Source organism: Arthrobacter yangruifuii (genome assembly GCF_009192775.1).
GTDB classification, from domain to species: Bacteria; Actinomycetota; Actinomycetes; order Actinomycetales; family Micrococcaceae; genus Arthrobacter_B; species Arthrobacter_B yangruifuii.
Genome location: NZ_VTFX01000005.1, coordinates 588,714 through 613,111, shown reverse-complemented (window position 1 = coordinate 613,111; position 24,398 = coordinate 588,714). Strand labels below are relative to the sequence as shown.

The window sequence follows — 24,398 nt, the reverse complement described above, 5'->3', positions numbered from 1 at the left end:
CAAGATGGATAGCAGCCGCCGGGACGGGGCGGGCGGGCGCCGATGCCCGGACCGGTACGCCGGCGGAAGCGCAGGAGGAGCAAACATGCAGGAACACCAGAACGTCCGGGCAGCAACCGTGGAGCTGGGAGTCGGTTCGCTCTCCGGGCAGGACATCCTCGCCGTCGCCCGGAACGGTGTACCGGTGACACTGGCTCCGGATGCCCTGGCTGCCATGGCCTCCTCGCGCAGCGTCATCGAGAGCCTGGCCGCCGACGACAAACCGCACTATGGGGTCTCCACGGGGTTCGGTGCCCTGGCGGTCAAGCAGATTCCGCCGGAACAGCGCACCCAGCTGCAGCGCTCGCTGATCCGCAGCCACGCGGCGTCGTCGGGCGCCCCAGTGGACCGCGAAGTGGTACGGGCGCTGATGCTGAACCGGCTGGCCACGCTGGCCACCGGCCGAACCGGGGTGCGTCCCGCCGTCGGGCTGGCATACGCGGGGATGCTCAACGCGGGCCTCACGCCGGTGGTGGGAGAATACGGGTCGCTGGGCTGCTCCGGCGATCTGGCGCCCCTCTCCCACTGTGCGCTCGCGCTGATGGGTGAAGGGGAGGTGCGGACGGCGGACGGGCAGCTGATGCCGGCGTCCGCCGCGCTCGCCGCTGCCGGGCTGGAGCCGGTGGAGCTGCAGGAGAAGGAGGGCCTGGCGCTGATCAATGGAACCGACGGCATGCTCGGGATGCTGACGATGGCCATTGCGGACCTGCACCGGCTGCTGGCCACCGCGGACCTGGCCGCCGCCATGAGCGTAGAGGGGCTGCTCGGCAGCGACAGTGTCTTCGCCGCGGACCTGCAGGCGCTGCGGCCCCAGCCGGGGCAGGGCGAATCCGCTGCCAACATCCGCGCGGTCCTGGCCGGATCGGCCCTGATCGAGGAGCAGAAGACGGGCGGGTTCACCCGGGTGCAGGATGCCTACTCGCTGCGCTGCGCACCTCAGGTCCACGGCGCCGCCCGCTCCACCCTGCAGCATGCCGAGATGGTCGCGGAACGTGAGCGTGCCTCCGCGATCGACAATCCCGTGGTGACGCTGGACGGACGGCTGGAGTCCAACGGCAACTTCCACGGGGCTCCGGTGGCCTATGTGCTGGATTTCCTGGCCATCGCCGTCGCCGATGTTGCCTCCATGAGCGAGCGGCGCACGGACCGCTTCCTGGACCGTTCCCGCAGCCACGGGCTCAACGCTTTCCTGGCTTTCGATCCCGGGGTGGACTCCGGCCACATGATCGCCCAGTACACCCAGGCCGGCATCGTCTCCGAGCTCAAGCGGCTGGCCGTCCCCGCGTCCGTGGATTCCATCCCGTCCTCCGCCATGCAGGAGGACCACGTCTCCATGGGCTGGGCCGCGGGGTTGAAGCTGCGCCGGGCGCTGGACGGACTCACCCGGGTGCTCGCCATCGAGCTGCTGACCTCGGCCCGGGCACTGGATATGCGCGACGGCGGCCTGGCCGCTCCGCGCAGCGCCCCTGCCGTTACCGCCGGCCGGACCGCCATCCGTGCCGTGGTGGCCGGGCCGGGCCCGGACCGGTACCTGGCCCCGGAGATCGAAGCGGTGCGGGTGCTCGTGGACAGCGGCGTTCTGCTGTCAGCCGTGGAGCACGAGCTGGGAACCCACCTGGCCTGAATCCGCCCGATTCCCGGGACATCGGCTGCGCCCGGGCATGTCCGCGCTAGGCTGTGCGGATGAACGAGCAGGATTATCCGGAAGGAACTCCCCGGCGGCTGACCGCCCGGGTCACCGGCGAGGTGCAGGGCGTGGGATTCCGGTACCGGACCCAGCGCCAGGCCGTGCAGCTGGGCCTGACCGGCGTGGTGTCCAACGCCGCCGACGGATCCGTCCGGGTGGTGGCCGAGGGCAGGGAGCCGGCGCTGGACGGACTGCGGGAATTCCTGCGCGGCCCGAAGGCTCCGGGCATGGTGGCCGCCGTCGAGGAATCCTTCTCCGCCGCCACCGGGGAATTCTCCGACTTCAGCGCGGAATAGGCGGGATATCCGGCGGTCCCGGCTGGCCGGCCTGTACCGGCCGGCCACGACGACGACGGCGGCCGCTGCCGGGCCGTGCTGCGGAACGGTTAGCTGCGGAATAGCTGACCCGTTAAAAGGAAAACGCCGGCAGACATGGGGCTGGTTGGGGGAAACAACCCTTGTCTGCCGGCGTCCGGACCGGTCACTACTCGGTCCATTCATCACTCGCACCCTTATGAGGTACTAACGACAATAAACGGCCCGTCTGGGTAGGTGCTGAAGACAACCTGACAACTACCTGAGTACGAGAGCGCTGATGGGCGGGATCAGGCTGCTGCGAGGTGGCGGGCCGCGGCGACGCGTGCCGCCTTGCCCGCTGCGGAATCCGCGCCTTCGGCGGGTTTCTTCACCCCGGCAGGTTTCTTCACCCCGGCGGATTTCTTCACCCCGGCGGATTTCTTCGCTGCGGCAGAAAGTCCCTGAGCCGATTCCCCAGAAGCTCCGCCCGACTTGCTCTGCGAGTCTTCCCCCGCAGAGGTGCCATTGGACGCGCCTTTCCCTGCCGACGCCGGTTTCTTGCCGGCCGGCTTGCTCGAGGCGGATTTGCCGGTCGGGGATACCGATGCTGTCTTGGACCCTCCCACTGCGGACTTCTCCGCTGCCGCGGCGGAGGTGTGCGCTGCCGTCCGTGCTGCCAGGGCGGCGGCCACGTCCACGGCATTCACCGTCTGCGGCATCCGTACGGAAGCGATTGGACGGCCGCGGGGTGTGGCCGGGCGCAGCGCAGCCATGATCTCTTCGGTTGCTGACCGGGTGGTGTCCACAAACACGGCGGCGGCGTTGTCATCGGGAACGGCTTCCACCCGCTGGAGTGCCGCCTTGGTGAGGATGCGGTAAAGGGCGGCAATAACCACCAGCAGGGCGGCACCCGTGCCGTAGAGGAGAATCAGGGACAGGGCCAGCGACGTCGTGCCGCCGGAAAAGAAACCCACACCAACAACGGCAAAAATCAGCCACAGCGTACAAAGAATTTCCAGGACGGAACGAACCCGGACGTAAAGCGGGAGCTGCTGCACGCCAACAAATTTGGGCGGCAAGAAATCTGGCACTGAGACTGACCTTTCGGGCACTGCATGATCGATGCATACGAGTCCTGGCGGACGGGTATGTAAAGACAACTGTAGGCATGTCCCAGCAATCTGATGACCATACGCGCGCACCTTGGCTGATTCGTTACGCGCACATGATGAGATTTTGGTCACACTTGCAGGCGGGCCGGGCTAAGGGCCTCCCGGGCACTGTTTTCTCCGTCACCGTCAAGCAGGATTCCGGCTGCCAGTTCGGCAATCGCGGAGGACGTCTGGAACCCATATCCACCCTGTCCCGCCAGCCAGAAGAAGCCCGGCACAGCCACATCCCAGCCCACTACGGGCAGCCCGTCCGGCGCCTCGGTACGCAGTCCGGTCCAGGCGCGGGCCACCCCGGTGATACCCATGGTCGTGACCCCGTTCACCAGTTCCACCAGTGCCCGCACATCCGCTTCCCGGGGCCGGGCATCCTCCGCCACGCTCGGTTCACGTTCCGACGGTGAGATGAGGACCTGCCTGCCTTCCGGCCGGTAATAGAACCGGTCTTCGGCATCGGCCACCATGGGCGCCCCGGCGTCCAACGGCCGTTCCACGTCGACGACGGCGGCAGTGCGTCGATAGGGGGTGAGCCCCAGGGGACGCGCGCCGAAGGTTCCGGCGAGGATATCTGCCCAGGCGCCTGCTGCATTGATCACCACCGGAGCCTCAACCCGCATTCCCCCAGCAACCGCTTCCCAGCGATCCGAGCCCGGATCCCCCACGCGCCGGGCCGTCTGCACCCGCCGGCCCGTGAGGATGCGGCCGCCCGCCGCCGTCAGCCGTGCGCGGTGGTACTCCAGCAGGGCATCCGTATTGCAGGCAACCGAAGTGGTGTCCAGCCCTGCAGCACTGAAAGCGTCCGGCCTCAGTTCCGGAGCAAGTCCGAGCGCCTCCGCCGGCATCACGGGGTGCATATGGCTGCTTGCCCGGTCCCGCACCGAATCTTCATCCCCGATCAGCAGGAAGCTTCTGGGCGCCAGGATGGGTTCGGGCAGGTTGGCTTCGGCCGCCCTGATCAGGGCCAGGGTCCGCAGGGTCAGGTCCTGGATGACCTGCGGTCCATAGCTGGGTATCAGCTGCCGGGCCGAGCGGGAGGACGTGTGGTAGCCCAGCGTGGATTCGGCCTCCACCAAGACAACCCGGCCGCCGCCGCTGTCCCGGCCCGCGGACCCGGATGTCCGCGCCGCACCCGCCGCACCCGCCGCACCCTCAGCGGACTCAGCGGATTCCTCAGCCCCGGCGAGCCGGGACGCGAGCTCGGCGGCGAGGGAGAGGCCGGCGATTCCACCGCCGATCACCAGGATGTCGCAGACCGTACTCTCAGTCACGGGAGAATCCTTTCCAACGTAAGGAGGGTGGCGTCGTCGGCGTCTTCGCCCAGTTCCGCCTGCAGCGTGCGCAGGGCTAGCAGCAGCTCCTGGGCGGCGACGGCGGAGCCGGCCGCGGCGAAGAAGCCTTCCGGACCGTTCACCACGCCCAGTTCCACCGCCCGCCAGGCACCGTCGGAGGCAAGCACTACCCGCCGCGCCGGGCCGAGCCGGACAGTGCGCGCCTGGTACGCGGCTTCGGCTTCCCGCCGGGCCACCCACAGCCGGCCCGGGGTATTCCGCAGCTCCCGGTCCAGTACCCGCAGCTCGCGTTCCCGTACCGGGTCCGCTGAATGTTCGGTGCCGATCCGGATGTCGGCCGGTTCATGCGTGACATGAACCAGCGAGCCGTCTTCCAGTTCCACCACTGCGTGGCAGTCCGCGAGTGCGAGGATCTCCACGCCGTCGTCCGTCAGCTGGGCCAGGCACAGGGCAGCGGAGGGAAAGCGGATCCGTTCCTCGCCTGCCACGGTTCCGGCCAGCCGGTCCATCCGGGTCAGGGCATCTGCCAGCACGTCCGGCGCGGGTGTCCCGCCGGCAGGACCGGCAGCCACCGCGGCCTCGGTCAGCAGCAGGTCCAGGTTCCGGGCGTACCAGGCCGGGTCCGACGGTCCCGGCAGCCCGAGCTGGGGCAGCAGTGCGCTGGCACCGTCGATCACCCAGCCCGTGGCGGCCGCGTAGCCGCACGTATCTTCCTGGACGTGCCCGTCGCCTTCCGTGGAGATCCGGACAGAGTGCTTCCAGTTGCCGGCCGCCACGGGGCTAGACCCCTTCCCGGTCGCCGGTGAGGATCTCCATCAGCGTTTCCGAGCCCACGAGGTTCAATCCGGGAGCGTCATCGGAGTTTGCCAGCAGAATGGTGGCAATGCACAGTGCCCAGCCGCGGGCCCGCTCCCAGATAGAGGAATCCCCGTTGTACTGCGGGCCAATGGCGGCCCGGAACGCGCGCCTGCCTTCAGCGTCGAACACCAGCCAGGCGGAGGCCAGATCAGTGGCTGGATCCCCGGCTGTCATGTCCCCAAAGTCGATAACCGCCTGCAGGGCGTTGTCCTTGGAGATGAGGTTCGCGGAATGCAGGTCTCCGTGCAGCCACAGGGGCGGTCCGGTCCAGGCAGGAAGCTGCTGCACCTGGTCCCAGAGTTCCCGCACGCGGGCGGCATGCGGCACCATACCGCTGTCCAGGCGTTCCAGCACGGAGTCATACCGGCTGGACAACGGGCCCCCGCGGTACGGGTTGCGGGGGTAGTCCGGTGGCGCCGGACGGTGGAATGCGTTGAGGAACCCGGCCAGCCCGGAGGCGAGGCACACGTTGCGGTCCCGCGGCTGCAGCGAGACATCCTGTCCGTCGAACCAGAGGGTGATGCTCCACGGCCACGGATAGAGCACGGAGGGCTTGCCGCAGAACACCGGGGCCGACGTCGCGACGGGCACATCTGCGGTCAGGTCCGGCAGCCAGCGCTGTTCGTTCGCGGTCAGCCCCGCGGCGGAGCGGCGGCGGGGCAACCGGATGGCGTAGTCGGTGCCCAGCCGGTAGATGTGGTTGTCCCACCCGCTACCCGCCGGCCGAAGCTCCAAATCCGCCAGGTCAGGCCGATGTTCCTGCACCAGCTGACGGACCAGGGCCAGATCGGCAGAGATATCAGCTGCGGGAAGGTTGGCCATTTCGCCAGCGTACCTGTACCTTGTGGGCCCGGTCACCTCGATGACGCGGTCCGTTACGCGACGCCGGTTAACGCAGCGGACCCCGGCAGGCACAATGCCTGCCGGGGTCCGGAACGGACGGATACCGGGTGCTAGCCCTGTACGCCCAGGCGTTCCAGGATCAGCTCACGGACGCGGCCGGCGTCGGCCTGTCCGCGGGTTGCCTTCATGACGCCGCCGACAATGGCGCCGACGGCCTGGACCTTGCCGCCGCGGATCTTGTCCGCGACGTCGGGCTGGGCTGCCAGGGCGGCGTCGATGGCTTCGAGCAGGGGGCCGTCATCGGAGACGACGGCGAGGCCGCGCTTGTCGATGACTTCCTCCGGGGTTCCTTCGCCGGCGAGCACGCCGTCGAGGACCTGGCGGGCCAGCTTGTCGTTGATCTTGCCGGCCTGGACCAGGCGGTCCAGTTCCACGATCAGCTCCGGGGTGACGCCGACGTCGATCGGGTCGACTTCGGCTTCCTTGGCGCGGCGGGCAACTTCACCCATCCACCACTTGCGGGCCACCTGTGCGGAGGCGCCGGCGGCAATGGTTTCCTCGATGGCTTCCATGACACCGGCGTTGACGACGTCGCGGAACTCGGCGTCGGAGTAGCCCCAGTCTTCCTTGAGCCGCTTGCGGCGTTCTGCCGGCGGCTCCGGCAGCTGGGCGCGCAGCTCTTCGATCCATTCCTTCGAGGTGACCACGGGAACGAGGTCAGGCTCCGGGAAGTACCGGTAGTCGTCGGCGTCGGACTTCGGCCGGCCCGACGTCGTCGAGCGGGTGTCCTCGTGCCAGTGCCGGGTTTCCTGCACAATCGCGTTGCCGGAGTCCAGGACGGCGGCATGGCGCTGGATTTCGAAGCGGACGGCGCGTTCGACGGCGCGCAGCGAGTTCACGTTCTTCGTTTCCGAACGCGTACCGAACTTCTCCTGGCCGTAGGGGCGCAGGGAGACGTTGGCGTCGCAGCGCACGTTGCCGCGTTCCATCTTGGCGTCGGACACACCCAGGTTCTTCACGATTTCCCGGATGGCAGCCACATAGGCCTTGGCCAGTTCGGGGGCACGGGAACCGGCGCCCTCAATGGGCTTGGTGACAATCTCCACCAGCGGAACGCCTGCGCGGTTGTAGTCCACCAGGGAGAAGTCGGCGCCCTGGATGCGTCCGGTTGCCCCGCCCATGTGGGTGAGCTTGCCGGCGTCCTCCTCCATGTGGGCACGTTCAATCTCGACCCGGAAGACAGTGCCGTCTTCCAATTCGATGTCCAGGTAGCCGTCGTACGCAATGGGATCTTCGTACTGGGAGGTCTGGAAGTTCTTGGGCGTGTCCGGGTAGAAGTACTGCTTCCGGGCGAACGTGCAGGATTCGGCGATCTTGCAGTTCAGAGCCAGGCCGATGAGGATCGAGTACTCCACGGCCTTTTTGTTCACAACCGGCAGCACGCCGGGCATGCCCAGGTCCACCGGGGTGACGGCGGTGTTGGGTTCGTCGCCGAAGATGTTCGGGGCGTCGGAGAACATCTTGGTTTTGGTGTTCAGCTCCACGTGGACCTCGAACCCCAGCACCGGGTCATACTTCTCCATGGCCTCTTCGAAGGACAGGGTTTCATCCTGGATGTAAACGGACATTTACTTCACTCCTCCGAGTACGGGTGCCGAGGCCAGCAGCGGGCCGCCCCACTTCTGCTCCAGCATGCCTTCAAGGGCGGCGCCGGCGCGGTACAGGCGGATGTCTTCGCGCGCGGGGGCCAGGAACTGGATGCCGACGGGCAGTCCGTCGGACAGGCCGCCGGGGATCGAGATGCCCGGGATTCCGGCCATGTTGGCCGGGATCGTGGCAATGTCGTTCAGGTACATGGCCAGCGGATCGTCCAGCTTTTCCCCGAGCTTGAACGCTGTGTTCGGCGAGGTCGGGGAAATCAGCACGTCGGCCTGCGCGAACGCGGCGTCGAAGTCGCGCTGGATCAGGGTGCGCACCTTCTGGGCCGAGCCGTAGTAGGCGTCGTAGTAGCCGGCGGACAGGGCGTAGGTGCCCAGGATGATGCGGCGCTTGACCTCGTCGCCGAAGCCGGCGGCGCGGGTTGCGCTCATCACGCGTTCGATGGTCAGCGGCGGTTCGGCGGGCAGTTCGCGCATGCCGTACCGGACGCCGTCGTACTTGGCCAGGTTCGAGGAGGCCTCGGACGGCATGATCAGGTAGTAGGCGCCGAGGGCGTACTTGAAGTTGGGGCAGGAGACCTCGACGATCTCCGCGCCGGCATCCCGGAGCATCTCAACCGACTCGTTGAAGCGGGCCTGGACGCCGGCCTCGTAGCCTTCGCCCTGGAGTTCCTTGACGATGCCGATGCGCATCCCGGCCACGTTGCCGTTGCGGGCGGCGTCGGCCAGGGAACCTACGGGGTCCGTCAGGGAGGTGGAGTCGCGCGGATCATGGCCGCCGATGACTTCCTGCAGCAGAGCAGCGTCGAGCACGGTGCGGGAGACCGGGCCGATCTGGTCCAGCGAGGAGGCCATGGCGATGGCGCCGTAGCGGGAGACGCCGCCGTAGGTGGGCTTCACGCCCACGGAACCGGTGACCGCGGCGGGCTGGCGGATGGATCCGCCCGTGTCCGTGCCCAGGGCCAGCGGTGCCTCGAAAGCGGCGACGGCGGCAGCTGAGCCGCCGCCCGAGCCGCCGGGGATGCGGTCCAGGTCCCACGGGTTGTGGGTGGGGCCGTAGGCGGAGTGCTCGGTGGAGGAGCCCATCGCGAACTCGTCCAGGTTGGTCTTGCCCAGCATCGGCATGCGGGCGGCACGGATCTTGGAGATGACCGTGGCGTCGTAGGGGCTCATCCAGCCCTCGAGCATCTTCGAACCTGCCGTGGTGGGCTGGCCCTTGGTGACGATCAGGTCCTTGATGGCGATGGGGACACCGGCCAGTTCGTGGAGGTCTTCGCCTGCAGCGCGGGCCTTGTCGACGTCGGCTGCCACCTGCAGCGCTTCGTCCGTGTTGACGTGCAGGAAGGCGTTGATGGCGCCGTCCACCTCGTTGATGCGGTCCAGGTGGGCCTGGGTTACCTCGACGGCGGTGACCTCGCGGGCGGCCAGCTTGGCGGCCAGCTGCGCGGCGCTTGATGTAATCAGTTCACTCATGGAAGCTTTTACTCCTCATCCAGGATGGCAGGGACCTTGAAGCGGCCGGCGGCATTGTCGGGCGCGCCGGACAGGGCTTCTTCATTGGTCAGCGTCTGCCCCACAACGTCCTCACGGAAGACGTTGGTCAGCGGGATGGGGTGGGAGGTGGCCGGGATGTCCTCGCCGGCCACTTCGCTTACGGATTTGATCGAATCCACGATGACATCGAGTTCGCCGGCCATCTTGTCCAGCTCGTCGTTGGTCATCTCAATGTGGGCCAGCCGCGCCAGATGCGCCACAGCCTCACGATTGATCTCAGACATGAGTCTCCCATGCGTCTTATATAGGAACGTTTCGGTATAAACCGGTATCCGTTCCAGTCTACGGCGTTCAGGGGAAGGTCACGGAGGCGGCCGACACACGTCCGACGCGCAAAAGCCGTCCCGGCGCCGTCGGGCACCGGGACGGCGGGGGCCGCGTACTGACGGAGAACTAGACCGCCTTGCGGAAGACCCAGAGAATGTAGTCCTCGCCGGGGACGGTCCAGTCCCGCTCCGGAACCCGTTCAAACCCGCAGGACAGGTAGAGTGCGTGGGCGTTCAGCATGGTGGTCATGCTGGTGAGGCTGACCGCCTCGATGCCGTCCTTGTTCCGGGCGTAATCGACAATGGCGTTAACCAGGGCACGGCCCACTCCCCCGCGCTGGACGGCGGGGTCCACGGCGAGCATCCGGAATTCGAGTTCACCTTCAATGGCAATGTCGGTGTACGGCTGGCCGGCGTAGGTGATGGCAGCGGAAGCAGCCACCTTCCCGTCGAGTTCGGCTACCCACAGTTCCGTGTGCTTGGCGCGGTCTTCGACGTTTTCCAGTTCCTTGACGTAAGGATTGTCGGCCTCGATGTGCTTGCCGTGCAGGTAAGCCTCACGGGTGATCCGGCGGATGTCGTCAAAGTCAGCCTCGGTGGCAAGCCGGATAGTGATGCTCATGCGTGTTACGAATCCTTACGGTCTTGGTTGAAGTGCACGTAGATTCTATCCCCGCTCCGGAGGGTTTCCGGACGGCGGTGAGACCGCGCACAGCCTCTGACCACTTCCTGTGCCCAACTACCGCCGGCGGGCTGCGGCGCATTCCACGCAGAAGCGGGTTTCCGGACGGATCTCCAGCCGGGCCGCCGGTATGGGATTTCCGCAGCGTTCGCAGATACCGTAGCCGTCCGTGGTCAGGCGTTCCTGCGCCTCCATCAGTTCGATCAGTGATGCTTCCGCTGCGGCCAGCAGCGCTACCTCGTTGGCGCGCTCCACGGACACGGTGGTTCCTTCGGGATCGTGTTCGTCATCCGCCGGGATGTCCTTGGCTGCCAGCGTCACTTCCCGGATAACAGCCGTCAGTGAGCTGATCTGCTCGCGGGTGTGTTCCATCCGTTCGTCGATCAGACGGGCAAAGTAGGCGGCGTCGAGTTCCGGCGGGGCCATGGGTGCTTTTTCAGGCATGCGGTTTCCTCCTGTGAGTCGGTGCTGCACGGGATGCATCGGGATAAATTATCCGGCTCCGGAGCGGGGAAAAGGGCCTCCGAGAGCGGTCCTTTCCTCAGGGCTTAATACCGGTAGGATTCGGGTCAGCTGTCCGAATCCGGGAGAACAATGGTTGACACGGTCTACAACGAGCCGCGGCTCGTGGCTAGATCATCATCGCCGCCCGCTGCCAGACGAGTGCCCGGACCGCCAGGAGCGTCCGGGGAACCGGATAAGCCATCATGGTGCCATGACCTCGAATCCCACCGCTCCCCGCTGGCCCGTCATCACACCCCGCCTCACCATCCGTCCCGCCGCAGCCGAAGACCTGCCGCGCATGTTTGAGTACCGACGGAAGCCCGAGGTCGCGCAATGGATGACAGCCCAGCCCACGGACGTGGACGCCTTCGTGGAGCGGCTCCGGCAGCCGGAGCATTTGGCAGCCACCTTTGCCGTGGAACAAGCCGGAACCCTGGTCGGTGACCTTTATCTTGCCCGCCAGGACGCGTGGGCGCAGCAGGAGGTAGAGGAGTTGGCGAGCGGCACGCAGGCCGAGATCGGCTACGTCATTGCACCGGAGTTCGCCGGGCAGGGGTACGCGAGCGAAGCCGTCACTGCACTAATGCGCGTCTGCTTCGAGAACCTGGGCCTGCGCCGGGTGGTGGCGGAGTGTTTCGCCGACAACACCGCTTCCTGGCGGGTCATGGAAAAAGCCGGGATGCGGCGCGAGGGGCGGTTCCGCCAGGGGTCACTCCACCGTTCGGGGCGCTGGCTGGATGACCTCCGCTACGCGCTCCTGGCCGATGAATGGCGTGCATCCCGGGCCGGCGGAAGTGCCGTAGCAGAACCGCTCCGCCACACCTAACCCAGCAGCGCAGCCCCGGCGACGGTAACGGCGTCGAGCCGCTCGGCGTCGTTGGCAGGCTCCGGCGGACGCTGCACCCGCACGCCCGCTTCCTCGGCAATCAGCGCTCCGGCAGCGTAGTCGTATTCGTTCAGGCCACGTTCCATGTAGGCGTCGAGGGTTCCGTCCGCAACCATGCACAGGTCGAGGGCAGCAGAGCCCAGCCGCCGCATGTCGGCAAACTGCTCCGCCAGGCCGGGCAGAGCCGCATATTGCTCGGACCGCACGGAGGCATCATAGGAGAACCCGGTGCCCAGCAGCTTTCCAACCCGCTGCGGATCCGGACCGGCCAGCTTCCGGACGCTGCCGTGCTCGGCAAGCCAGGCTCCGTGCCCGCGGGCCGCCGAATACACGCGCACCAGCGCCGGAGCGTGCACGACGCCGGCCAGCCACTCGCCGTCGTCGTTCACCGCTGCCACCGAGGTGGCGTAGTAGACGATGCCGCGGATGAAGTTGGTGGTGCCGTCCAGCGGATCGATGGACCAGCGGATGCCGGAGGGATGCACCGGGACCGCAGGTTCCAGCTCCTCCCCCATGACGACGTCGTGTGGGCGCAGGCGGGCAAGGACCTCCCGGACCGCTTCCTCGGCTGCGGTGTCGAAATCGGTGACCCAGTCACCGTCGGCGCTTTTGTTCACTGCGTTCAGACCGCCGACCGAGCGCTGTGCCAGTACGGCGGCACCGGCAGCGGCAGCCTCGCGGGCCACCTCGAGCAGTTCCAGCGGGTCCGCGGCATCGGGCAAAGGCATCATGCGGGTTCTCCTTCCGGGACGGATTCTTCCTCCGACGCCGATTCCGCCGCGGGCACGGCACCCTCAGCCCCGGCACCGTCGGGCACCGACCCCTCGGCCAGCAGCGTCCGGAAACCGTCCTCGTCAATCACCCGCACACCCAGGGATTCGGCCTTGTCCAGCTTGGTTCCGGCGTTTTCTCCGGCCACCACGTAGTCAGTCTTCTTCGAGACCGAGCCGGAGGCCTTGCCGCCGCGGGTCAGGATGGCTTCCTTCGCCTCGTCGCGGCTGAAGTTGGGCAGGGTGCCGGTGACGACGACGGTCAGGCCCTCCAGGGTGCGCGGCATGGATTCGTCGCGCTCGTCCGCCATCCGCACTCCGGCTGCGGCCCACGCGTCAACTATTTCGCGGTGCCAGTCCTCGGCGAACCATTCCGTCAGGGCGGCTGCGATGGTGGGGCCGACGCCATCGACATGCGCCAGCTGCTCTTCGGTGGCAGCACGGATGGCATCCATGGAGCCGAACGCACCGGCGAGGGCGCGTGCCGCCGTCGGGCCCACGTGCCGGATGGACAGTGCCACCAGGACGCGCCACAGCGGCTGTGACTTGGCCTTCTCCAGTTCGTCGAACAGCTTGCGGGTGTTTGCGGAAGCGACAGACGGCTTCTTGGCCGTGCCCTTGGTGTAGAAGTACGGGACCAGTTCGGTACCGTCCACCACGCCCTTGACGCGCTTCGGCCGCTCAATCCGCACGTCGGCCAGGTCCTCGATCTTCAAGTCGAACAGACCCGCTTCACTGGTCAGCGGCGGGTTTTCCGGTTCGGCGGGTGAGGTGAGCGCAATCGCCGCCTCCCAGCCAAGTGCCTCGATATCGAAGGCACCGCGGCCGGCCAGGTGGAACACGCGTTCGCGCAGCTGTGAGGGGCAGGACTTGGCGTTGGGGCAGCGGATGTCCACGTCCCCTTCCTTGGCCGGCTTCAGCTCGGTGCCGCAGGAGGGGCAGTGCGTGGGCATGACAAAGTCGCGTTCGCTGCCGTCACGGAGTGCGACGACGGGGCCCACGATTTCCGGGATCACGTCGCCGGCCTTGCGCAGCACCACGGTGTCGCCGATCTTCACGCCCTTGGCCTTCACCACGTCCTGGTTGTGCAGAGTCGCCATTTCCACGGTCGAACCGGAAACCAGAACGGGTTCCATGATCCCGTACGGCGTGACCCGGCCGGTGCGGCCCACGTTGACGCGGATGTCCAGCAGCTTGGTGTTCACTTCCTCCGGCGGATACTTGTACGCCACGGACCAGCGCGGCACCCGGGAAGTGTTGCCCAGGGCCCGCTGCAGGGCAAAGTCGTCCACCTTGACCACAATGCCGTCGATTTCATGCGACAGGTCGTGCCGGTGCTCGCCGTTGTCCGCAATGTACTTCAGCACTTCTTCGTAGGTGTCCAGCACCTTGTAATAGGGCGACGTCGGCAGGCCCCACTGCTTCAGCAGTTCGTAGGTCCCGGACTGGCTGGCCACATCCAGGCCTTCGCGGGCGCCGATGCCGTGCACGTACATGCTCAGCGGACGCCGGGCGGTCACCTCGGGGTCCTTCTGCCGAAGCGAGCCGGCGGCAGCGTTGCGGGGATTGGCGAAGGGGGCCTTGCCTGCCTCCACCATGGTTACGTTCAGGCGCTCGAAGTCCTTGGACGGGATGAACACCTCGCCGCGGATTTCCATCTCCGCCGGCAGGTTCTCTCCCTTCAGCGACCGCGGGATGGAGGCGATGGTGAGTACGTTGTGGGTGATGTCTTCACCGGTCGTGCCGTCACCGCGCGTGGCAGCGCGGACCAGTTCGCCGTTGCGGTAGAGGAGGTTCACGGCCAGACCGTCGATCTTCAGCTCGGTCAGCCACTTGATCCTCGCCCCAGGGGAAATAGTGGCGACGGAGGCCTCGGTTTTGCGGACCCAGGCGTCCAATTCGTCGAGGGAAAAGACGTCCTCCAGGCTGTACATCCGCTGCAGGTGTTCCACCGGGGAGAAGGCGGCCGATACTTCGCCGCCCACTTCCTGGGTGGGCGAATCGTTGGTGACCAGCTCAGGGTGCAGCGCCTCGATTTCCTCCAGGCGGCGGTAGAGCGTGTCGAATTCCGCGTCCGAAACCAGCGGGGCGTCTTCGTTGTAATAGGCAAACCGGTAGCGGCGCACCTGCTCGGCGAGCGCCTGGTATTCCTCGCGCAGATCCCCGGCGGGCGGGGTGTCAGTGCTGACCGACTCGACGGCGGCTTCGGTTTCCGGGGATGTCTTGGCTGTGCTCACCTAACCAATCTTGCCCCATCGTCCCGGCTGGCGGGAGCCGTGCGCCGTGCCGACGTCGGACCCGAATACAGCCAGGACGGAAACCAATCCACGGCGTTCCGCGGATGTCCACAGGAGCCGCCGTGTCAGCCGCGTGCACGAAGCGGCCGAGGCCCGCCCGGTTCTTGGAGTGCTTGCGGCGGTGCGGCCTGACTGTTAGGTCTAATGGTAGGTAAACTGCGGGAGAGCCAAGTTCGCTTACGGTGGACCTGCAGCTAAGCGATGAAGGGAAGTGCGGCGTGGCCAAGAATGAACCCCGCGTAAAAGAAGTAGACGAGAACGAGATACAGGTTAAGGGCCATCCGAAGGAATGGGCGGCGGGGCTCCCTGCTGTCTACCACTCCATGAAACCCGCCATTGAGAACATGGGCCTCAGCCGTGCCCTCGGAACCACGTTCCGCATGAACCAGAAGCACGGTTTTGACTGCCCGAGCTGTGCATGGCCGGATCCCAAGGACCGCAGCCCGTTTGAATACTGTGAAGAAGGCGTCAAGGCTGTCACGTGGGAAGCCACGCCGGTTATCATTCCCTCGGAGTTCTGGGCCGAGCACAGCCTTACGGAGCTGCGCGAACGCAGCGAATACTGGATGGGCATGCAGGGCCGGCTCACCGAGCCGCTCTACAAGCCCGCGGACGAAGACCACTACCGTCCCGTTGGCTGGGATGAGGCGCTCGGCATTGTGGCCGACAAACTCAAGGCCCTGGACTCCCCCGACGAGGCCGCGTTCTACACCAGCGGGCGTACCTCCAACGAGGCCGCCTTCCTCTACCAGTTGTTCATCCGCGCCTACGGTACGAACAACCTGCCGGACTGCTCCAACATGTGCCACGAGTCCTCGGGCTGGGGCATGGGCCAGACCATCGGCATCGGTAAGGCCACGGTGGCCTACGACGACTTCGAAAAAGCCGACCTGATCATCCTGATGGGCCAGAACCCGGGCACCAACCACCCGCGCATGCTGACCGCGCTGGAGCACTGCAAGCGCAACGGCGGCAACATCGTTGCCGTCAACCCGCTCCCCGAAGCAGGGCTGAAGCGCTACAAGAACCCGCAGAAGCCCCGTGGCATCGCCGGTAAGGGTACGGAACTGGCCGACCAGTTCCTGCAGATCCGGCTGGGCGGAGACATGGCCCTGCTTCAGGCCATCTCCAAGCGGGTCTTCGAGGCCGAGGAAAAGAATCCGGGAACGGTCCTGGACCACGACTTCCTGGAAAAGCACTGCGAGGGCCTCGCAGACCTCAAAGAACACGTCATGCTGCTCGACGACGCCGTTGTCCTCGAAGCTACCGGACTGCGCGTTGAAGAAATCGACGAGCTGGCGGACCGCTACCTGCGTGCGGAAAAGGTGATCATTACCTGGGCCATGGGCATCACCCAGCAGAAAAAGGGTGTCGCCACCATCAAGGAGATCATCAACCTGCTGCTGCTGCGCGGCAATATCGGTAAGCCCGGCGCCGGCGCCGCCCCGATCCGCGGACACAGCAACGTCCAGGGCGACCGCACCATGGGCATCTGGGAGCAGATGCCTCCGGCGTTCCTCGATTCGCTGGGCAAGGAGTTCAACTTCGACCCGCCGCGTGAGCACGGGGCCGACGCCGTCGAAACGTTCCACCGGATGCATGAGGGCCGCATCAAGTTCTTCATGGCACTGGGCGGCAACCTGATCTCCGCCATCTCGGACACGCAGTTTGCCGAGGCCGCCATGGTGAAAACCGACATGACGGTTCAGATGTCCATCAAGCTGAACCGCTCGCACCTCGTCACCGGCAAGGAAGCACTCATCCTTCCGGTCCTGGGGCGCACGGAATTCGACGACCAGGAGACCGGCCGCCAGTTTGTCTCCGTGGAAGACACCGTTTGCGTGGTGCATGCTTCACACGGCGGAGTGGAGCCGGTGTCCAAGAACCTGCTCTCCGAACCCGCGGTCGTGGCGCGCCTCGGTGCCTTGGTGATCGGCGACCGGATCGACGCCGACTGGGCCGGCTATGAGAAGGACTACGACCTGATCCGGGACCACATCTCCCGGGTGGTTGAAGGCTGCGAGAACTACAACGAACGGATCCGCCAGGATGGCGGGTTTGTGCTCCCCAACGGTCCCCGCGACTCGCGGACCTTCAACACGCCCACGGGCAAGGCCGTCCTGACGGTCAATGACCTGGAGGCTGTTGAGCGTCCCGAAGGCACCCTGCTCCTGCAGAGCCTGCGCTCCCACGACCAGTGGAACACCACTATCTACGGACACAATGACCGGTACCGCGGGATCAAGGGCGGCCGCCACATCCTGTTCATGAACTCCGCGGACATTGAGGAACTCGGTCTGGCGGACGGCCAAAAGATCGATATCCACGGTGTCTACAAGGACGGTGTTGAGCGGGTGGTGCGTAACTTCCGGGTAGTTTCCTACCCCACCCCCAAGGGCTGCGTCGCTGCCTACTACCCCGAGGCCAACGTGCTGGTGCCGATGGATCACGTCGCAGAAGGCAGTAACACCCCGGTGTCCAAGGCCGTCGTCGTCCGGGTTGAACCCGCTGCGCAGACAAATGCCGGTCCCGAGGACAAGATGCGCCGCACCCCTGTTAATGCCTAGTCGCTAGGGGCACGAACGCACGAGAGGCCAGGACTTCGGTCCTGGCCTCTCGTGTTTGGTTTCTGACGATTACTGGGCAGAGCCCTTCCAACCGGGATTATCCGGTCCTTCCAGACCGGTCTCGGCCAGCTGGAAGGCAGTGTTTGCGGCCTTCTGGACAGCCTCGTCGGCGCCCTTCCGTCCGCTGGTGGTGGTAAGCCCTGCTGCGTAGCCGACCACGAACGCGCTGATCACGCCTGCGTTACCGGTGACGCTCTGCGCCGACTTTTCGCCCAGTTCCACGAGCATTTTGTGGTCCACTTCCAGATCCAGGATCTGCAGGGCCTGGGTCAGGCGGCGGCTCCAATCGCTCAGTAGGCGCTCTTCCATATCCGGGTTCGTGCTCATTGCGGCTCCTTCTGTGGTTCGGGTTGTAACACTCAAGCTTATTCGGCTGAGCCGGTGGAATCAGGCGCGGTCCCTGTCAGGGTGACCGCCGCGGTTTCCTCGCCGCCGTTGGCGCTCCTGGCATCGACTACCAACACCGTAATATTGTCCCGTCCGCCGGAGCGCAGCGCCGCCTGGACAAGAGCCGTGCACGCGTCCTGCGGGTTGGACACTGAGGTCAGGAGCTCGTAAATGGAGTTGTCGGTGACCTCGCCGGTCAGTCCGTCGGAGCACACCATGAGCCGGTCTCCGGGTTCCGCGGGGATCAGCCAGAAATCCGCTTCGGCGTCGTTACCGGTGCCCAGGGCGCGGGTAACCACATGGCGGCGGGGGTGCACCAGTGCCTCGTCGGCGGTGATCTGCCCGAGGTCCACCAGTTCCTGGACTTCACTGTGGTCCACGCTGACCTGTTCCAATACCCCGGAACTTAGCCTGTAGGTCCTGGAATCGCCCACGTTGAACACCAGCCAGTGGGGCCTCCCGGCGGCCCGGACCAGGACGGCGCCGGACAGGGTGGTACCGGCACGTCCGCCGGTGGCTTCGCGGATGCGGTGGTCCGCCTCGCGGATCAGTGCTTCCATCTGCCCGGCTGAAAACTCCGGGAGGCGTTTGCCCACTATCGGGGAATCCCCCAGGGTCCGGACGGTGATGCTGCTGGCCACCTCGCCGGCCTCGTGCCCGCCCATACCGTCCGCAATAGCGAAGATCGGGTCGGCAGCGATGAGCGAGTCTTCATTCAGTTCGCGTCGAAGTCCCCGGTCGGAGGCGTAACCAAACACAGCGTGCAGGTCAGTATCCGGGGATGTCGTTTCGTCGGAGTTCATTCACGCCCTATCCGGCAGGTTTACTAAAGTGATCTGGCTAACGCGTTCTCTGTCATACCCTAACCGACGCCGGCGCCTCCGGCTTCGACGCCGGGCGGAGCCGCGGGGCGGGAGGCCCCCGGAACAACCGTCAGTCGATCACGAGACCCGATCCGGTTCCCCGGGCCAGGGTCACCGGATGGATTTCACCGAAGCCACGGACATTGCGCGGCTGGTGCGGAATGAGCACGAACTTTGGATTGTCCTTCAGGGCGGCGGCAGTGGAGGCATCGGTGAGGACGGTGCCCGGTTCCGCCAGGGAGGTCAGCCGGGAGGCGAGATTGACGGTGGGACCGTAGATATCCCCCAGCCGGGAGAGCACCCGGCCCCAGACCAGGGATACACGCGCCGAGGGCAGCAGCTCATCCTCCGTGAACGCCTTGGCCAGCGCCAGGGAGATTTCCGCGCCGGCCTCCGGGGATTCAGCGTTGAACAGGACCTCGTCGCCGATGGTCTTGACCAGCCGGCCGCCGCCCACCGAGATGATTTCCGCGCACTTGTGCTCAAAGCGCTGCACCATCTGGGCCAACGTTTTTTCATTCATCTGCCGCGAAAGGCTGGTGTAGGAGACCAGATCAGCGAATCCCACGGCGCGTGCCAACGGCAGCGGAGCGTCGTCGGAGGCGGCGTCGTCGTGGCTTGCCAGCCCGGCTTCGGCGCGCAGGGCCAGACGCTGGACGGCGGCATTGAGCTGGCGTTTCCACGCGTAGACGAGGGTCTTTTCCAGCGGCTCGATGAGATCGGGAAGGGCCTCGACCAGCCGCTTGCGGGCTTCGGCATCAGTGATCCCGCGGCGGACCACCATTTCCTCCACCAGCGCTTCGACCTGCCAGACCACCATCCGGTCCGTCATCTGCCCGATGGACCGCATGATGGAAATAGCCGCGTCCTCGGTCAGCTGCTCATCGCGGACCAGTTCAATCACGGTGCTCAGGGCCTCACGGTCCTGTTCGGTGAAAAAGACGGCGTCGTCGTCGAGGTTCGGAAAGCCCATGGCCCGCCAGAGCTTACGGGCGGACAGCAGGGACACGCCCGCTTCCGCGGCCGCTTCACGGCGCTTCAGGGTCCGCGGACCGCCGAGTAGCTGCGCTTCGAGCCGGCGGACGTCTTCCCGGTCAATGTCGGTTCCCGTGCTGGCCCGCGAATAGTCGGGACGCGGCGCCTGCACCGGCATGCGTTCGGGGCGGGGCATCGGTTCGGGGTGGCTGGCGGGTCCGGACTCACCGTGGCCGGTTTCAGTCATCGTCCCTCCCTTCGTAGTCGTATCCCCTGTCTCCTTCCATATCTACACCATCGAACATGGCCGTCAGCGGCAGCTGCCCGATGGCCGCCACCACCATGGAGCGGAACCGGTGCACCTCGGGCACCGACGGATACTGCATAATCCGGCCGTGGCCCAGGTCAAGGATGAGGGTGCCGCTGCGCTGCATCCGGTCCGTCACGGACTGGCGGATTTCCAGCTGGTAGATGGCGGCGAGGGCTATTTCATGCTCACGGCGCACCAGGACCCCCTGCCGCTGGATCAGCCTCCGGTCCGTGAGGATGATCCGCCCGGCGAACCACCGAAGCAGCGGCGGCAGGCAGTAGCGGGCGAGCACCAGCACCGCCAGACCGAAGACCGCCGGCTGCAGGTACGGGCTCCACTCCGCCAGCTGCCCGGGCAGGGTGTCCCGGCCCAGCCAGCCGATCACGTAGCCGGCCAGCGCGCCGATAATACCCGCGAGGACCAGCGGCTTCCACAGGGAGCGCGCGTGCGGGCGGCCGGCGGCGATGATGTGCTCGCCGGAAGACAGTTTCAGGCGCACGGGGCGCCTCCCCGCAGCCGGGGCGGGACGGACCTCACGGCTGCTCGGGGCGCAGATGCACGACGTCGGCGGCGCTGACAGTGTGTGCGGCACCGGCGTCGTCAACAATCACCAGGGCACCGGTGGGCGCCATCGTTACCGCGCGGCCGGTCAGCACGCCGCCGCCGGGCAGCTGCGCACTGACGCGCCGGCCCAGGGTGGCCAGGCGCGCGGTGACCTCGTCCCGCAGGGAGCACTGCTTTCCGGCGGGCACCGCCTCGGGATCTCCGTCCACGGAGCAGAAGGCCCGGTACCGGGACACCAGTGCGAGCAGGTAATCCTGGAGCAGGATATTGCGGTCAGTGGTGGAGGCGTACTCCATCAGCAGGCTGGTGGCCGTGGGGACCGGCAGGTCCTCGTCGGTCAGGCTGACGTTCAGGCCGGCGCCGACCACCACGGCCGGCGGGCCGCCGTCGGACGCCGGAACCAGCTGTGCCAGCACTCCGGCGAGCTTCCGGCCGTCCACCATAACGTCATTGGGCCATTTCAGCCGGGCCTCGACGCCGGTGCGCGCGGCCACGCTTTCGGCCAGGGCCAGGGCGGCCAGCAGCGACAGCCAGCCGTAGGAGACCGTGGGCAGGGGCCGGCCGGAGGAATTCACCGGACGCAGGAGCACGCTGACAAACAGTGAGGAACGCTCCGGGGCCACCCAGCTGCGCTCCATCCGCCCGCGGCCGGCGGTCTGCAGCTCGGCGGTCAGGACCGTCAGGTCCGGAACTTCCCAGGGACGCAGGCGTGCCGCGTCCGCCAGGTCCGTATTGGTGGACCCGGTCTCCTGCACCACGTCCAGCGCAGCGAGGGGACCGTTGGGTGCCACCAGCTCCGCCCTGAGGCGGGCGGGATCCAGGGCCGGTCTTTCCATGCTGGAGTAGTGCAGTTGCATTCTTCCGATCTTACGCGGGCGCCCTGACATTCCCTTCGCGCCCGGCCCGGCAGCGGCGGTTAGAGGAAGAAGTCCGGCATCAGCTTCTCCGCCGGGACTCCGGGGGCGTAGCGGCCGAAATCGGTGACGCCCTCCTCGCGCAGCACCTCTTCGTCGGTGAAGAAGTTGCCGGTGGAGCGCCCGCTCGGACGGGTGAGGATCGCGTGGGCGGCATCCGCCATGATGTCCGCGCTGCGGGAGGCCGCGGCCAGCTTCTCGCCTCCGGGCATGTTGCGGATGGCGGCGGTGTTGATGCCGGTGACCGGCCAGAGCGAGTTCACGGACACGCCGTCGTCCTTCAGCTCCTCGGCCAGCCCGAGGGTAGTGAGGGACATGCCGTACTTGGCCATGGTGTAGGCCAGGTAGCCGCCGGCCCACTTGGGATCCAGGTTCAGGGGCGGGGACAGCGTCAGGATGTGCCCGTTGTCCGAGCGGCGCAGGGCGTCCAGCGAGAACTTCGAGAGCATAAACGTGCCGCGGGTGTTGATGTCGGCCATCAGGTCGTAGCTCTTCATGGTCACGGCGCCGGTGCCGGAGAGGTCAATGGCGGAGGCGTTGTTCAGGACAATATCGATGCCGCCGAACTGCTCCAGGGTGGTTTCGACGGCGCGGGCAACGTCTTCGTCGCGGCGCACGTCGCCGATGATCGGCAGGGCCTTGCCGCCGGCGGCCTCCAACTGCTCGGCGGCCGTGTAGACGGTCCCCTCGAGCTTGGGGTGCGGCTCCGCCGTCTTGGCGAGCATGGCAATGTTGGCGCCGTCCGCTGCTGCGCGCAGGGCGATAGCGAGCCCAATGCCACGGCTTCCGCCGGACATGAGGATGGTGCGTCCTGCGAGGGACCTGGGCGCCGTTTCCGGGGTGCTGTTGGGGATGCTCATAGCCACAGGGTAATGCACCTCACGCCGATGTTACTAGCCAGTAACATCGGGCGGTCGCAACGGACCCGACCAACCGGCAGGAGACGAAATTGTAGGTTTTCTACACTCAATCCCTGCGGTCCGGCTCACTAGACTGGGTAAAACGTTCTGATCTTTGTGCGGAACCTACTTAACACCCTTGCACTGCCTCTCCGTCGGAATCCTCCGTAGGCCCGGCAGCGTCCACACCGAAGCACCCGGAGGACCCTTTGAGCATCGACCAGGACCTGTCCCTGCATACGACGGCCGGCAAAATCGCTGACTTCCGGCGCCGCCGGGCCGCAGCAGCGGTCCCCTCCGGATCCGCCGCAGTGGAAAAGCAGCACGCCCGCGGAAAGCACACCGCCCGCGAGCGGATCGACCTGCTGGTGGACGCCGGCTCCTTCGTCGAGTTCGATGCCCTGGCCGTCCACCGCTCCACCGCCTTCGGCATGGAGAAGAAGAAACCCCTCGGCGACGGACTGGTCTCCGGCTACGCCACCGTGGACGGACGTCCGGTGGCCGTCTACAGCCAGGACTTCAGCGTCTACGGCGGTTCCCTCAGCCAGGTCAACGGCGAGAAGATCGTCAAGGTCCAGGAATTTGCCCTGCGCAACGGCTGCCCGGTCATCGGCATCCTGGACGGCGGCGGTGCCCGCATCCAGGAAGGCGTCGCCTCGCTGGCGATGTTCGCCGATATTTTCCGCAACAATGTCCACGCCTCCGGCGTCGTTCCCCAGATTTCGCTGATCATGGGCCCGTCCGCCGGCGGCGCCGCCTACTCCCCCGCCCTCACGGACTTCGTGGTGATGGTGGACAAGACCTCGCACATGTTCATCACCGGACCAGACGTCATCAAGACCGTCACCGGCGAAGACGTGGACATGGAGACACTGGGCGGCGCCCGCCAGCACAACACCAACACCGGCACCTCCGCCTACCTCGCCTCCGACGAAGAGGACGCCATCGAGTTTGTCCGCGAGCTGCTGGATTTCCTCCCCTCGAACAACCTCGCCGAAGCACCGCTGACCGCCTTCGACCAGGACCCCGAGCCCACCGCCGAGGACCTTGCCCTCGACGAACTGATCCCGGACTCCGCGAACCAGCCGTACGACATCCGCGCCGTCATCGAGAATGTCCTCGACGACGGGCATTTCCTGGAAATGCAGGCCCTGTACGCACCCAACGTGATCATCGGCTACGGCCGGGTGGAGGGCCACACCGTCGGCATCGTCGCCAACCAGCCGATGCAGTTTGCCGGAACCCTGGACATTGCCGCCTCGGAGAAGGCAGCCCGCTTCGTGCGCAACTGCGATGCCTTCAACATTCCGATTCTGACCTTCGTGGATGTTCCGGGCTTCCTGCCGGGCAAGGACCAGGAGTTCCAGGGCATCATCCGACGCGGCGCCAAGCTGCTCTATGCGTACGCCGAGGCCACCGTGCCCAAGCTGACCGTCATCACCCGCAAGGCCTACGGCGGCGCGTACATCGTGATGGGCTCGAAGAAGCTCGGCGCGGACCTGAACCTCGCCTGGCCCACGGCGCAGATCGGTGTCATGGGCGCCCAGGGCGCGGTGAACATCCTGTACCGCGCACCGCTGAAGGCAGCGGCCGACGCCGGCGGCGACGTTGAGGACGTCCGTCGCCAATATATCGAGCAGTATGAAGACGAGCTGTTGAACCCCTACCAGGCCGCGGAACTCGGCTACGTGGATGCGGTCATTGCTCCCTCCGAGACCCGGCTGCTGCTGATCCGCGGCCTGCGGGCACTGCGGGACAAGCGGGCCGCCCTGCCCGCCAAGAAACACGGGAACATGCCGCTGTGAGTACCGCCAACGGGGAGCCGGAACCGGTTGCCGAACCTTTGCTTTCGGTAACCGCGGGCAATCCCACGGAAGAGGAGCTCGCGGCGCTGACCGCCGTCGTCGTCGGACTGGCGGCCCAGGCTGCACCGCCCACCCCGGTCCGGCCGGCCCACCGTGCCTGGGTGCGGCGGCGCAATCTGCGTCTGGACCCGAAGCCCGGGCCCGGGTCCTGGCGGCGGAGTTTCCGCTAGACACAAAGACAGCGGACTGACGGATG

Annotated in this window: 23 protein-coding genes; 6 read left to right on the top strand and 17 right to left on the bottom strand. The window is 66.6% G+C overall.

Annotated features, from left to right (window positions below; all coding sequences use genetic code 11):
- The first annotated feature begins 85 nt into the window (after nucleotides 1-85).
- Both hutH and GD627_RS13640 read left to right on the top strand, forming a co-directional pair.
- Nucleotides 86-1,663, top strand: a complete 1,578-nt coding sequence (gene hutH / locus GD627_RS13645; protein WP_152272943.1) for a histidine ammonia-lyase — start codon at nucleotides 86-88, stop codon at nucleotides 1,661-1,663.
- Nucleotides 1,664-1,722: 59 nt separating this feature from the next.
- Entirely contained in the window at nucleotides 1,723-2,022 is a 300-nt protein-coding gene (locus GD627_RS13640) for an acylphosphatase (protein WP_146363465.1), read from the top strand.
- 308 nt (nucleotides 2,023-2,330) lie between these two features.
- On the opposite strand, the gene GD627_RS13635 is transcribed toward GD627_RS13640, so the two are convergent.
- From GD627_RS13635 to GD627_RS13595, 9 genes are all read right to left on the bottom strand, one after another.
- Nucleotides 2,331-3,080, bottom strand: a complete 750-nt coding sequence (locus GD627_RS13635; RefSeq protein ID WP_152272942.1) for a hypothetical protein — start codon at nucleotides 3,078-3,080, stop codon at nucleotides 2,331-2,333.
- Between the two features lie 182 nt (nucleotides 3,081-3,262).
- On the bottom strand, nucleotides 3,263-4,459 hold the full coding sequence (locus GD627_RS13630) for an NAD(P)/FAD-dependent oxidoreductase (protein ID WP_246165510.1): 1,197 nt from the start codon (nucleotides 4,457-4,459) through the stop codon (nucleotides 3,263-3,265).
- Nucleotides 4,456-5,256 (bottom strand): hypothetical protein, encoded by an 801-nt coding sequence (locus GD627_RS13625; RefSeq protein WP_152272941.1) that lies wholly within the window; start codon nucleotides 5,254-5,256, stop codon nucleotides 4,456-4,458. Before GD627_RS13625 ends, GD627_RS13630 begins: the two co-directional genes overlap by 4 nt.
- 4 nt (nucleotides 5,257-5,260) lie before the next feature.
- Nucleotides 5,261-6,160, bottom strand: coding sequence for an aminoglycoside phosphotransferase family protein (locus tag GD627_RS13620; protein WP_152272940.1), 900 nt, complete (start codon nucleotides 6,158-6,160; stop codon nucleotides 5,261-5,263).
- A gap of 131 nt (nucleotides 6,161-6,291) precedes the next feature.
- Nucleotides 6,292-7,809 carry an Asp-tRNA(Asn)/Glu-tRNA(Gln) amidotransferase subunit GatB gene (gatB, locus tag GD627_RS13615; protein ID WP_152272939.1) on the bottom strand — a complete coding sequence of 506 codons (1,518 nt, stop codon included), beginning with the start codon at nucleotides 7,807-7,809 and terminating at the stop codon, nucleotides 6,292-6,294.
- Nucleotides 7,810-9,312 (bottom strand): Asp-tRNA(Asn)/Glu-tRNA(Gln) amidotransferase subunit GatA, encoded by a 1,503-nt coding sequence (gatA, locus tag GD627_RS13610; RefSeq protein ID WP_152272938.1) that lies wholly within the window; start codon nucleotides 9,310-9,312, stop codon nucleotides 7,810-7,812.
- An 8-nt stretch (nucleotides 9,313-9,320) separates the two neighbouring features.
- On the bottom strand, nucleotides 9,321-9,617 hold the full coding sequence (gene gatC / locus GD627_RS13605; RefSeq protein ID WP_146363477.1) for an Asp-tRNA(Asn)/Glu-tRNA(Gln) amidotransferase subunit GatC: 297 nt from the start codon (nucleotides 9,615-9,617) through the stop codon (nucleotides 9,321-9,323).
- A 169-nt stretch (nucleotides 9,618-9,786) separates the two neighbouring features.
- Nucleotides 9,787-10,281, bottom strand: a complete 495-nt coding sequence (locus tag GD627_RS13600) for a GNAT family N-acetyltransferase (RefSeq protein WP_152272937.1) — start codon at nucleotides 10,279-10,281, stop codon at nucleotides 9,787-9,789.
- A gap of 117 nt (nucleotides 10,282-10,398) precedes the next feature.
- Nucleotides 10,399-10,785 carry a TraR/DksA family transcriptional regulator gene (locus GD627_RS13595; protein WP_210250505.1) on the bottom strand — a complete coding sequence of 129 codons (387 nt, stop codon included), beginning with the start codon at nucleotides 10,783-10,785 and terminating at the stop codon, nucleotides 10,399-10,401.
- Between the two features lie 271 nt (nucleotides 10,786-11,056).
- Between GD627_RS13595 and GD627_RS13590 the strand changes: the two genes are divergently transcribed.
- Nucleotides 11,057-11,671, top strand: coding sequence for a GNAT family N-acetyltransferase (locus GD627_RS13590; protein ID WP_152272936.1), 615 nt, complete (start codon nucleotides 11,057-11,059; stop codon nucleotides 11,669-11,671).
- On the opposite strand, the gene GD627_RS13585 is transcribed toward GD627_RS13590, so the two are convergent.
- Together GD627_RS13585 and ligA are read right to left on the bottom strand one after the other, a co-directional pair.
- A complete protein-coding gene (locus GD627_RS13585) occupies nucleotides 11,668-12,462 on the bottom strand; it encodes an inositol monophosphatase family protein (RefSeq protein ID WP_246165509.1) in 795 nt (264 codons plus the stop codon). The genes GD627_RS13590 and GD627_RS13585 overlap by 4 nt on opposite strands.
- Nucleotides 12,459-14,738, bottom strand: coding sequence for an NAD-dependent DNA ligase LigA (gene ligA, locus GD627_RS13580; protein ID WP_152272935.1), 2,280 nt, complete (start codon nucleotides 14,736-14,738; stop codon nucleotides 12,459-12,461). The genes GD627_RS13585 and ligA overlap by 4 nt, the downstream gene beginning before the upstream one ends.
- A gap of 278 nt (nucleotides 14,739-15,016) precedes the next feature.
- On the opposite strand from ligA, the gene GD627_RS13575 reads away from it, so the two are divergent.
- Nucleotides 15,017-17,365: an FdhF/YdeP family oxidoreductase gene (locus GD627_RS13575; RefSeq protein WP_152272934.1), complete on the top strand. Its 2,349-nt coding sequence runs from the start codon at nucleotides 15,017-15,019 to the stop codon at nucleotides 17,363-17,365.
- Nucleotides 17,366-17,434: 69 nt separating this feature from the next.
- On the opposite strand, the gene GD627_RS13570 is transcribed toward GD627_RS13575, so the two are convergent.
- The 6 genes from GD627_RS13570 to GD627_RS13545 all read right to left on the bottom strand — a co-directional run bounded on the left by GD627_RS13570 (nucleotide 17,435) and on the right by GD627_RS13545 (nucleotide 22,298).
- Nucleotides 17,435-17,752, bottom strand: a complete 318-nt coding sequence (locus tag GD627_RS13570) for a DUF6457 domain-containing protein (protein WP_146363487.1) — start codon at nucleotides 17,750-17,752, stop codon at nucleotides 17,435-17,437.
- Nucleotides 17,753-17,790: 38 nt separating this feature from the next.
- Complete coding sequence (locus tag GD627_RS13565) at nucleotides 17,791-18,615, bottom strand: PP2C family protein-serine/threonine phosphatase (protein WP_152272933.1); 825 nt, start codon at nucleotides 18,613-18,615, stop codon at nucleotides 17,791-17,793.
- 130 nt (nucleotides 18,616-18,745) lie between these two features.
- Entirely contained in the window at nucleotides 18,746-19,828 is a 1,083-nt protein-coding gene (locus tag GD627_RS13560) for an adenylate/guanylate cyclase domain-containing protein (RefSeq protein ID WP_246165534.1), read from the bottom strand.
- A gap of 61 nt (nucleotides 19,829-19,889) precedes the next feature.
- Nucleotides 19,890-20,459: a PH domain-containing protein gene (locus GD627_RS13555; RefSeq protein ID WP_152272931.1), complete on the bottom strand. Its 570-nt coding sequence runs from the start codon at nucleotides 20,457-20,459 to the stop codon at nucleotides 19,890-19,892.
- Between the two features lie 34 nt (nucleotides 20,460-20,493).
- Complete coding sequence (locus GD627_RS13550) at nucleotides 20,494-21,360, bottom strand: biotin--[acetyl-CoA-carboxylase] ligase (RefSeq protein ID WP_246165508.1); 867 nt, start codon at nucleotides 21,358-21,360, stop codon at nucleotides 20,494-20,496.
- 80 nt (nucleotides 21,361-21,440) lie between these two features.
- Nucleotides 21,441-22,298 carry an SDR family oxidoreductase gene (locus tag GD627_RS13545; RefSeq protein WP_152272929.1) on the bottom strand — a complete coding sequence of 286 codons (858 nt, stop codon included), beginning with the start codon at nucleotides 22,296-22,298 and terminating at the stop codon, nucleotides 21,441-21,443.
- Nucleotides 22,299-22,546: 248 nt separating this feature from the next.
- Here GD627_RS13545 and GD627_RS13540 point away from each other — a divergent pair, with 248 nt between their 5' ends.
- Complete coding sequence (locus tag GD627_RS13540) at nucleotides 22,547-24,142, top strand: acyl-CoA carboxylase subunit beta (protein ID WP_425481925.1); 1,596 nt, start codon at nucleotides 22,547-22,549, stop codon at nucleotides 24,140-24,142.
- Nucleotides 24,139-24,372, top strand: coding sequence for an acyl-CoA carboxylase subunit epsilon (locus GD627_RS13535; protein WP_246165507.1), 234 nt, complete (start codon nucleotides 24,139-24,141; stop codon nucleotides 24,370-24,372). The genes GD627_RS13540 and GD627_RS13535 overlap by 4 nt, the downstream gene beginning before the upstream one ends.
- Nucleotides 24,373-24,398 lie beyond the last annotated feature (26 nt).

What these genes read in the sequence shown, in the direction of transcription:
- hutH (WP_152272943.1), top strand. Translation starts at nt 86, where the DNA reads ATGCAGGAACACCAGAACGTCCGGGCAGCAACCGTGGAGCTGGGAGTC.
- GD627_RS13640 (WP_146363465.1), top strand. Translation starts at nt 1,723, where the DNA reads ATGAACGAGCAGGATTATCCGGAAGGAACTCCCCGGCGGCTGACCGCC.
- GD627_RS13620 (WP_152272940.1), bottom strand. Translation starts at nt 6,160, where the DNA reads ATGGCCAACCTTCCCGCAGCTGATATCTCTGCCGATCTGGCCCTGGTC.
- gatB (WP_152272939.1), bottom strand. Translation starts at nt 7,809, where the DNA reads ATGTCCGTTTACATCCAGGATGAAACCCTGTCCTTCGAAGAGGCCATG.
- gatA (WP_152272938.1), bottom strand. Translation starts at nt 9,312, where the DNA reads ATGAGTGAACTGATTACATCAAGCGCCGCGCAGCTGGCCGCCAAGCTG.
- gatC (WP_146363477.1), bottom strand. Translation starts at nt 9,617, where the DNA reads ATGTCTGAGATCAATCGTGAGGCTGTGGCGCATCTGGCGCGGCTGGCC.
- GD627_RS13600 (WP_152272937.1), bottom strand. Translation starts at nt 10,281, where the DNA reads ATGAGCATCACTATCCGGCTTGCCACCGAGGCTGACTTTGACGACATC.
- GD627_RS13595 (WP_210250505.1), bottom strand. Translation starts at nt 10,785, where the DNA reads ATGCCTGAAAAAGCACCCATGGCCCCGCCGGAACTCGACGCCGCCTAC.
- GD627_RS13590 (WP_152272936.1), top strand. Translation starts at nt 11,057, where the DNA reads ATGACCTCGAATCCCACCGCTCCCCGCTGGCCCGTCATCACACCCCGC.
- GD627_RS13585 (WP_246165509.1), bottom strand. Translation starts at nt 12,462, where the DNA reads ATGATGCCTTTGCCCGATGCCGCGGACCCGCTGGAACTGCTCGAGGTG.
- GD627_RS13570 (WP_146363487.1), bottom strand. Translation starts at nt 17,752, where the DNA reads ATGAGCACGAACCCGGATATGGAAGAGCGCCTACTGAGCGATTGGAGC.
- GD627_RS13565 (WP_152272933.1), bottom strand. Translation starts at nt 18,615, where the DNA reads ATGAACTCCGACGAAACGACATCCCCGGATACTGACCTGCACGCTGTG.
- GD627_RS13560 (WP_246165534.1), bottom strand. Translation starts at nt 19,828, where the DNA reads ATGCCGGTGCAGGCGCCGCGTCCCGACTATTCGCGGGCCAGCACGGGA.
- GD627_RS13550 (WP_246165508.1), bottom strand. Translation starts at nt 21,360, where the DNA reads ATGGAAAGACCGGCCCTGGATCCCGCCCGCCTCAGGGCGGAGCTGGTG.
- GD627_RS13545 (WP_152272929.1), bottom strand. Translation starts at nt 22,298, where the DNA reads ATGAGCATCCCCAACAGCACCCCGGAAACGGCGCCCAGGTCCCTCGCA.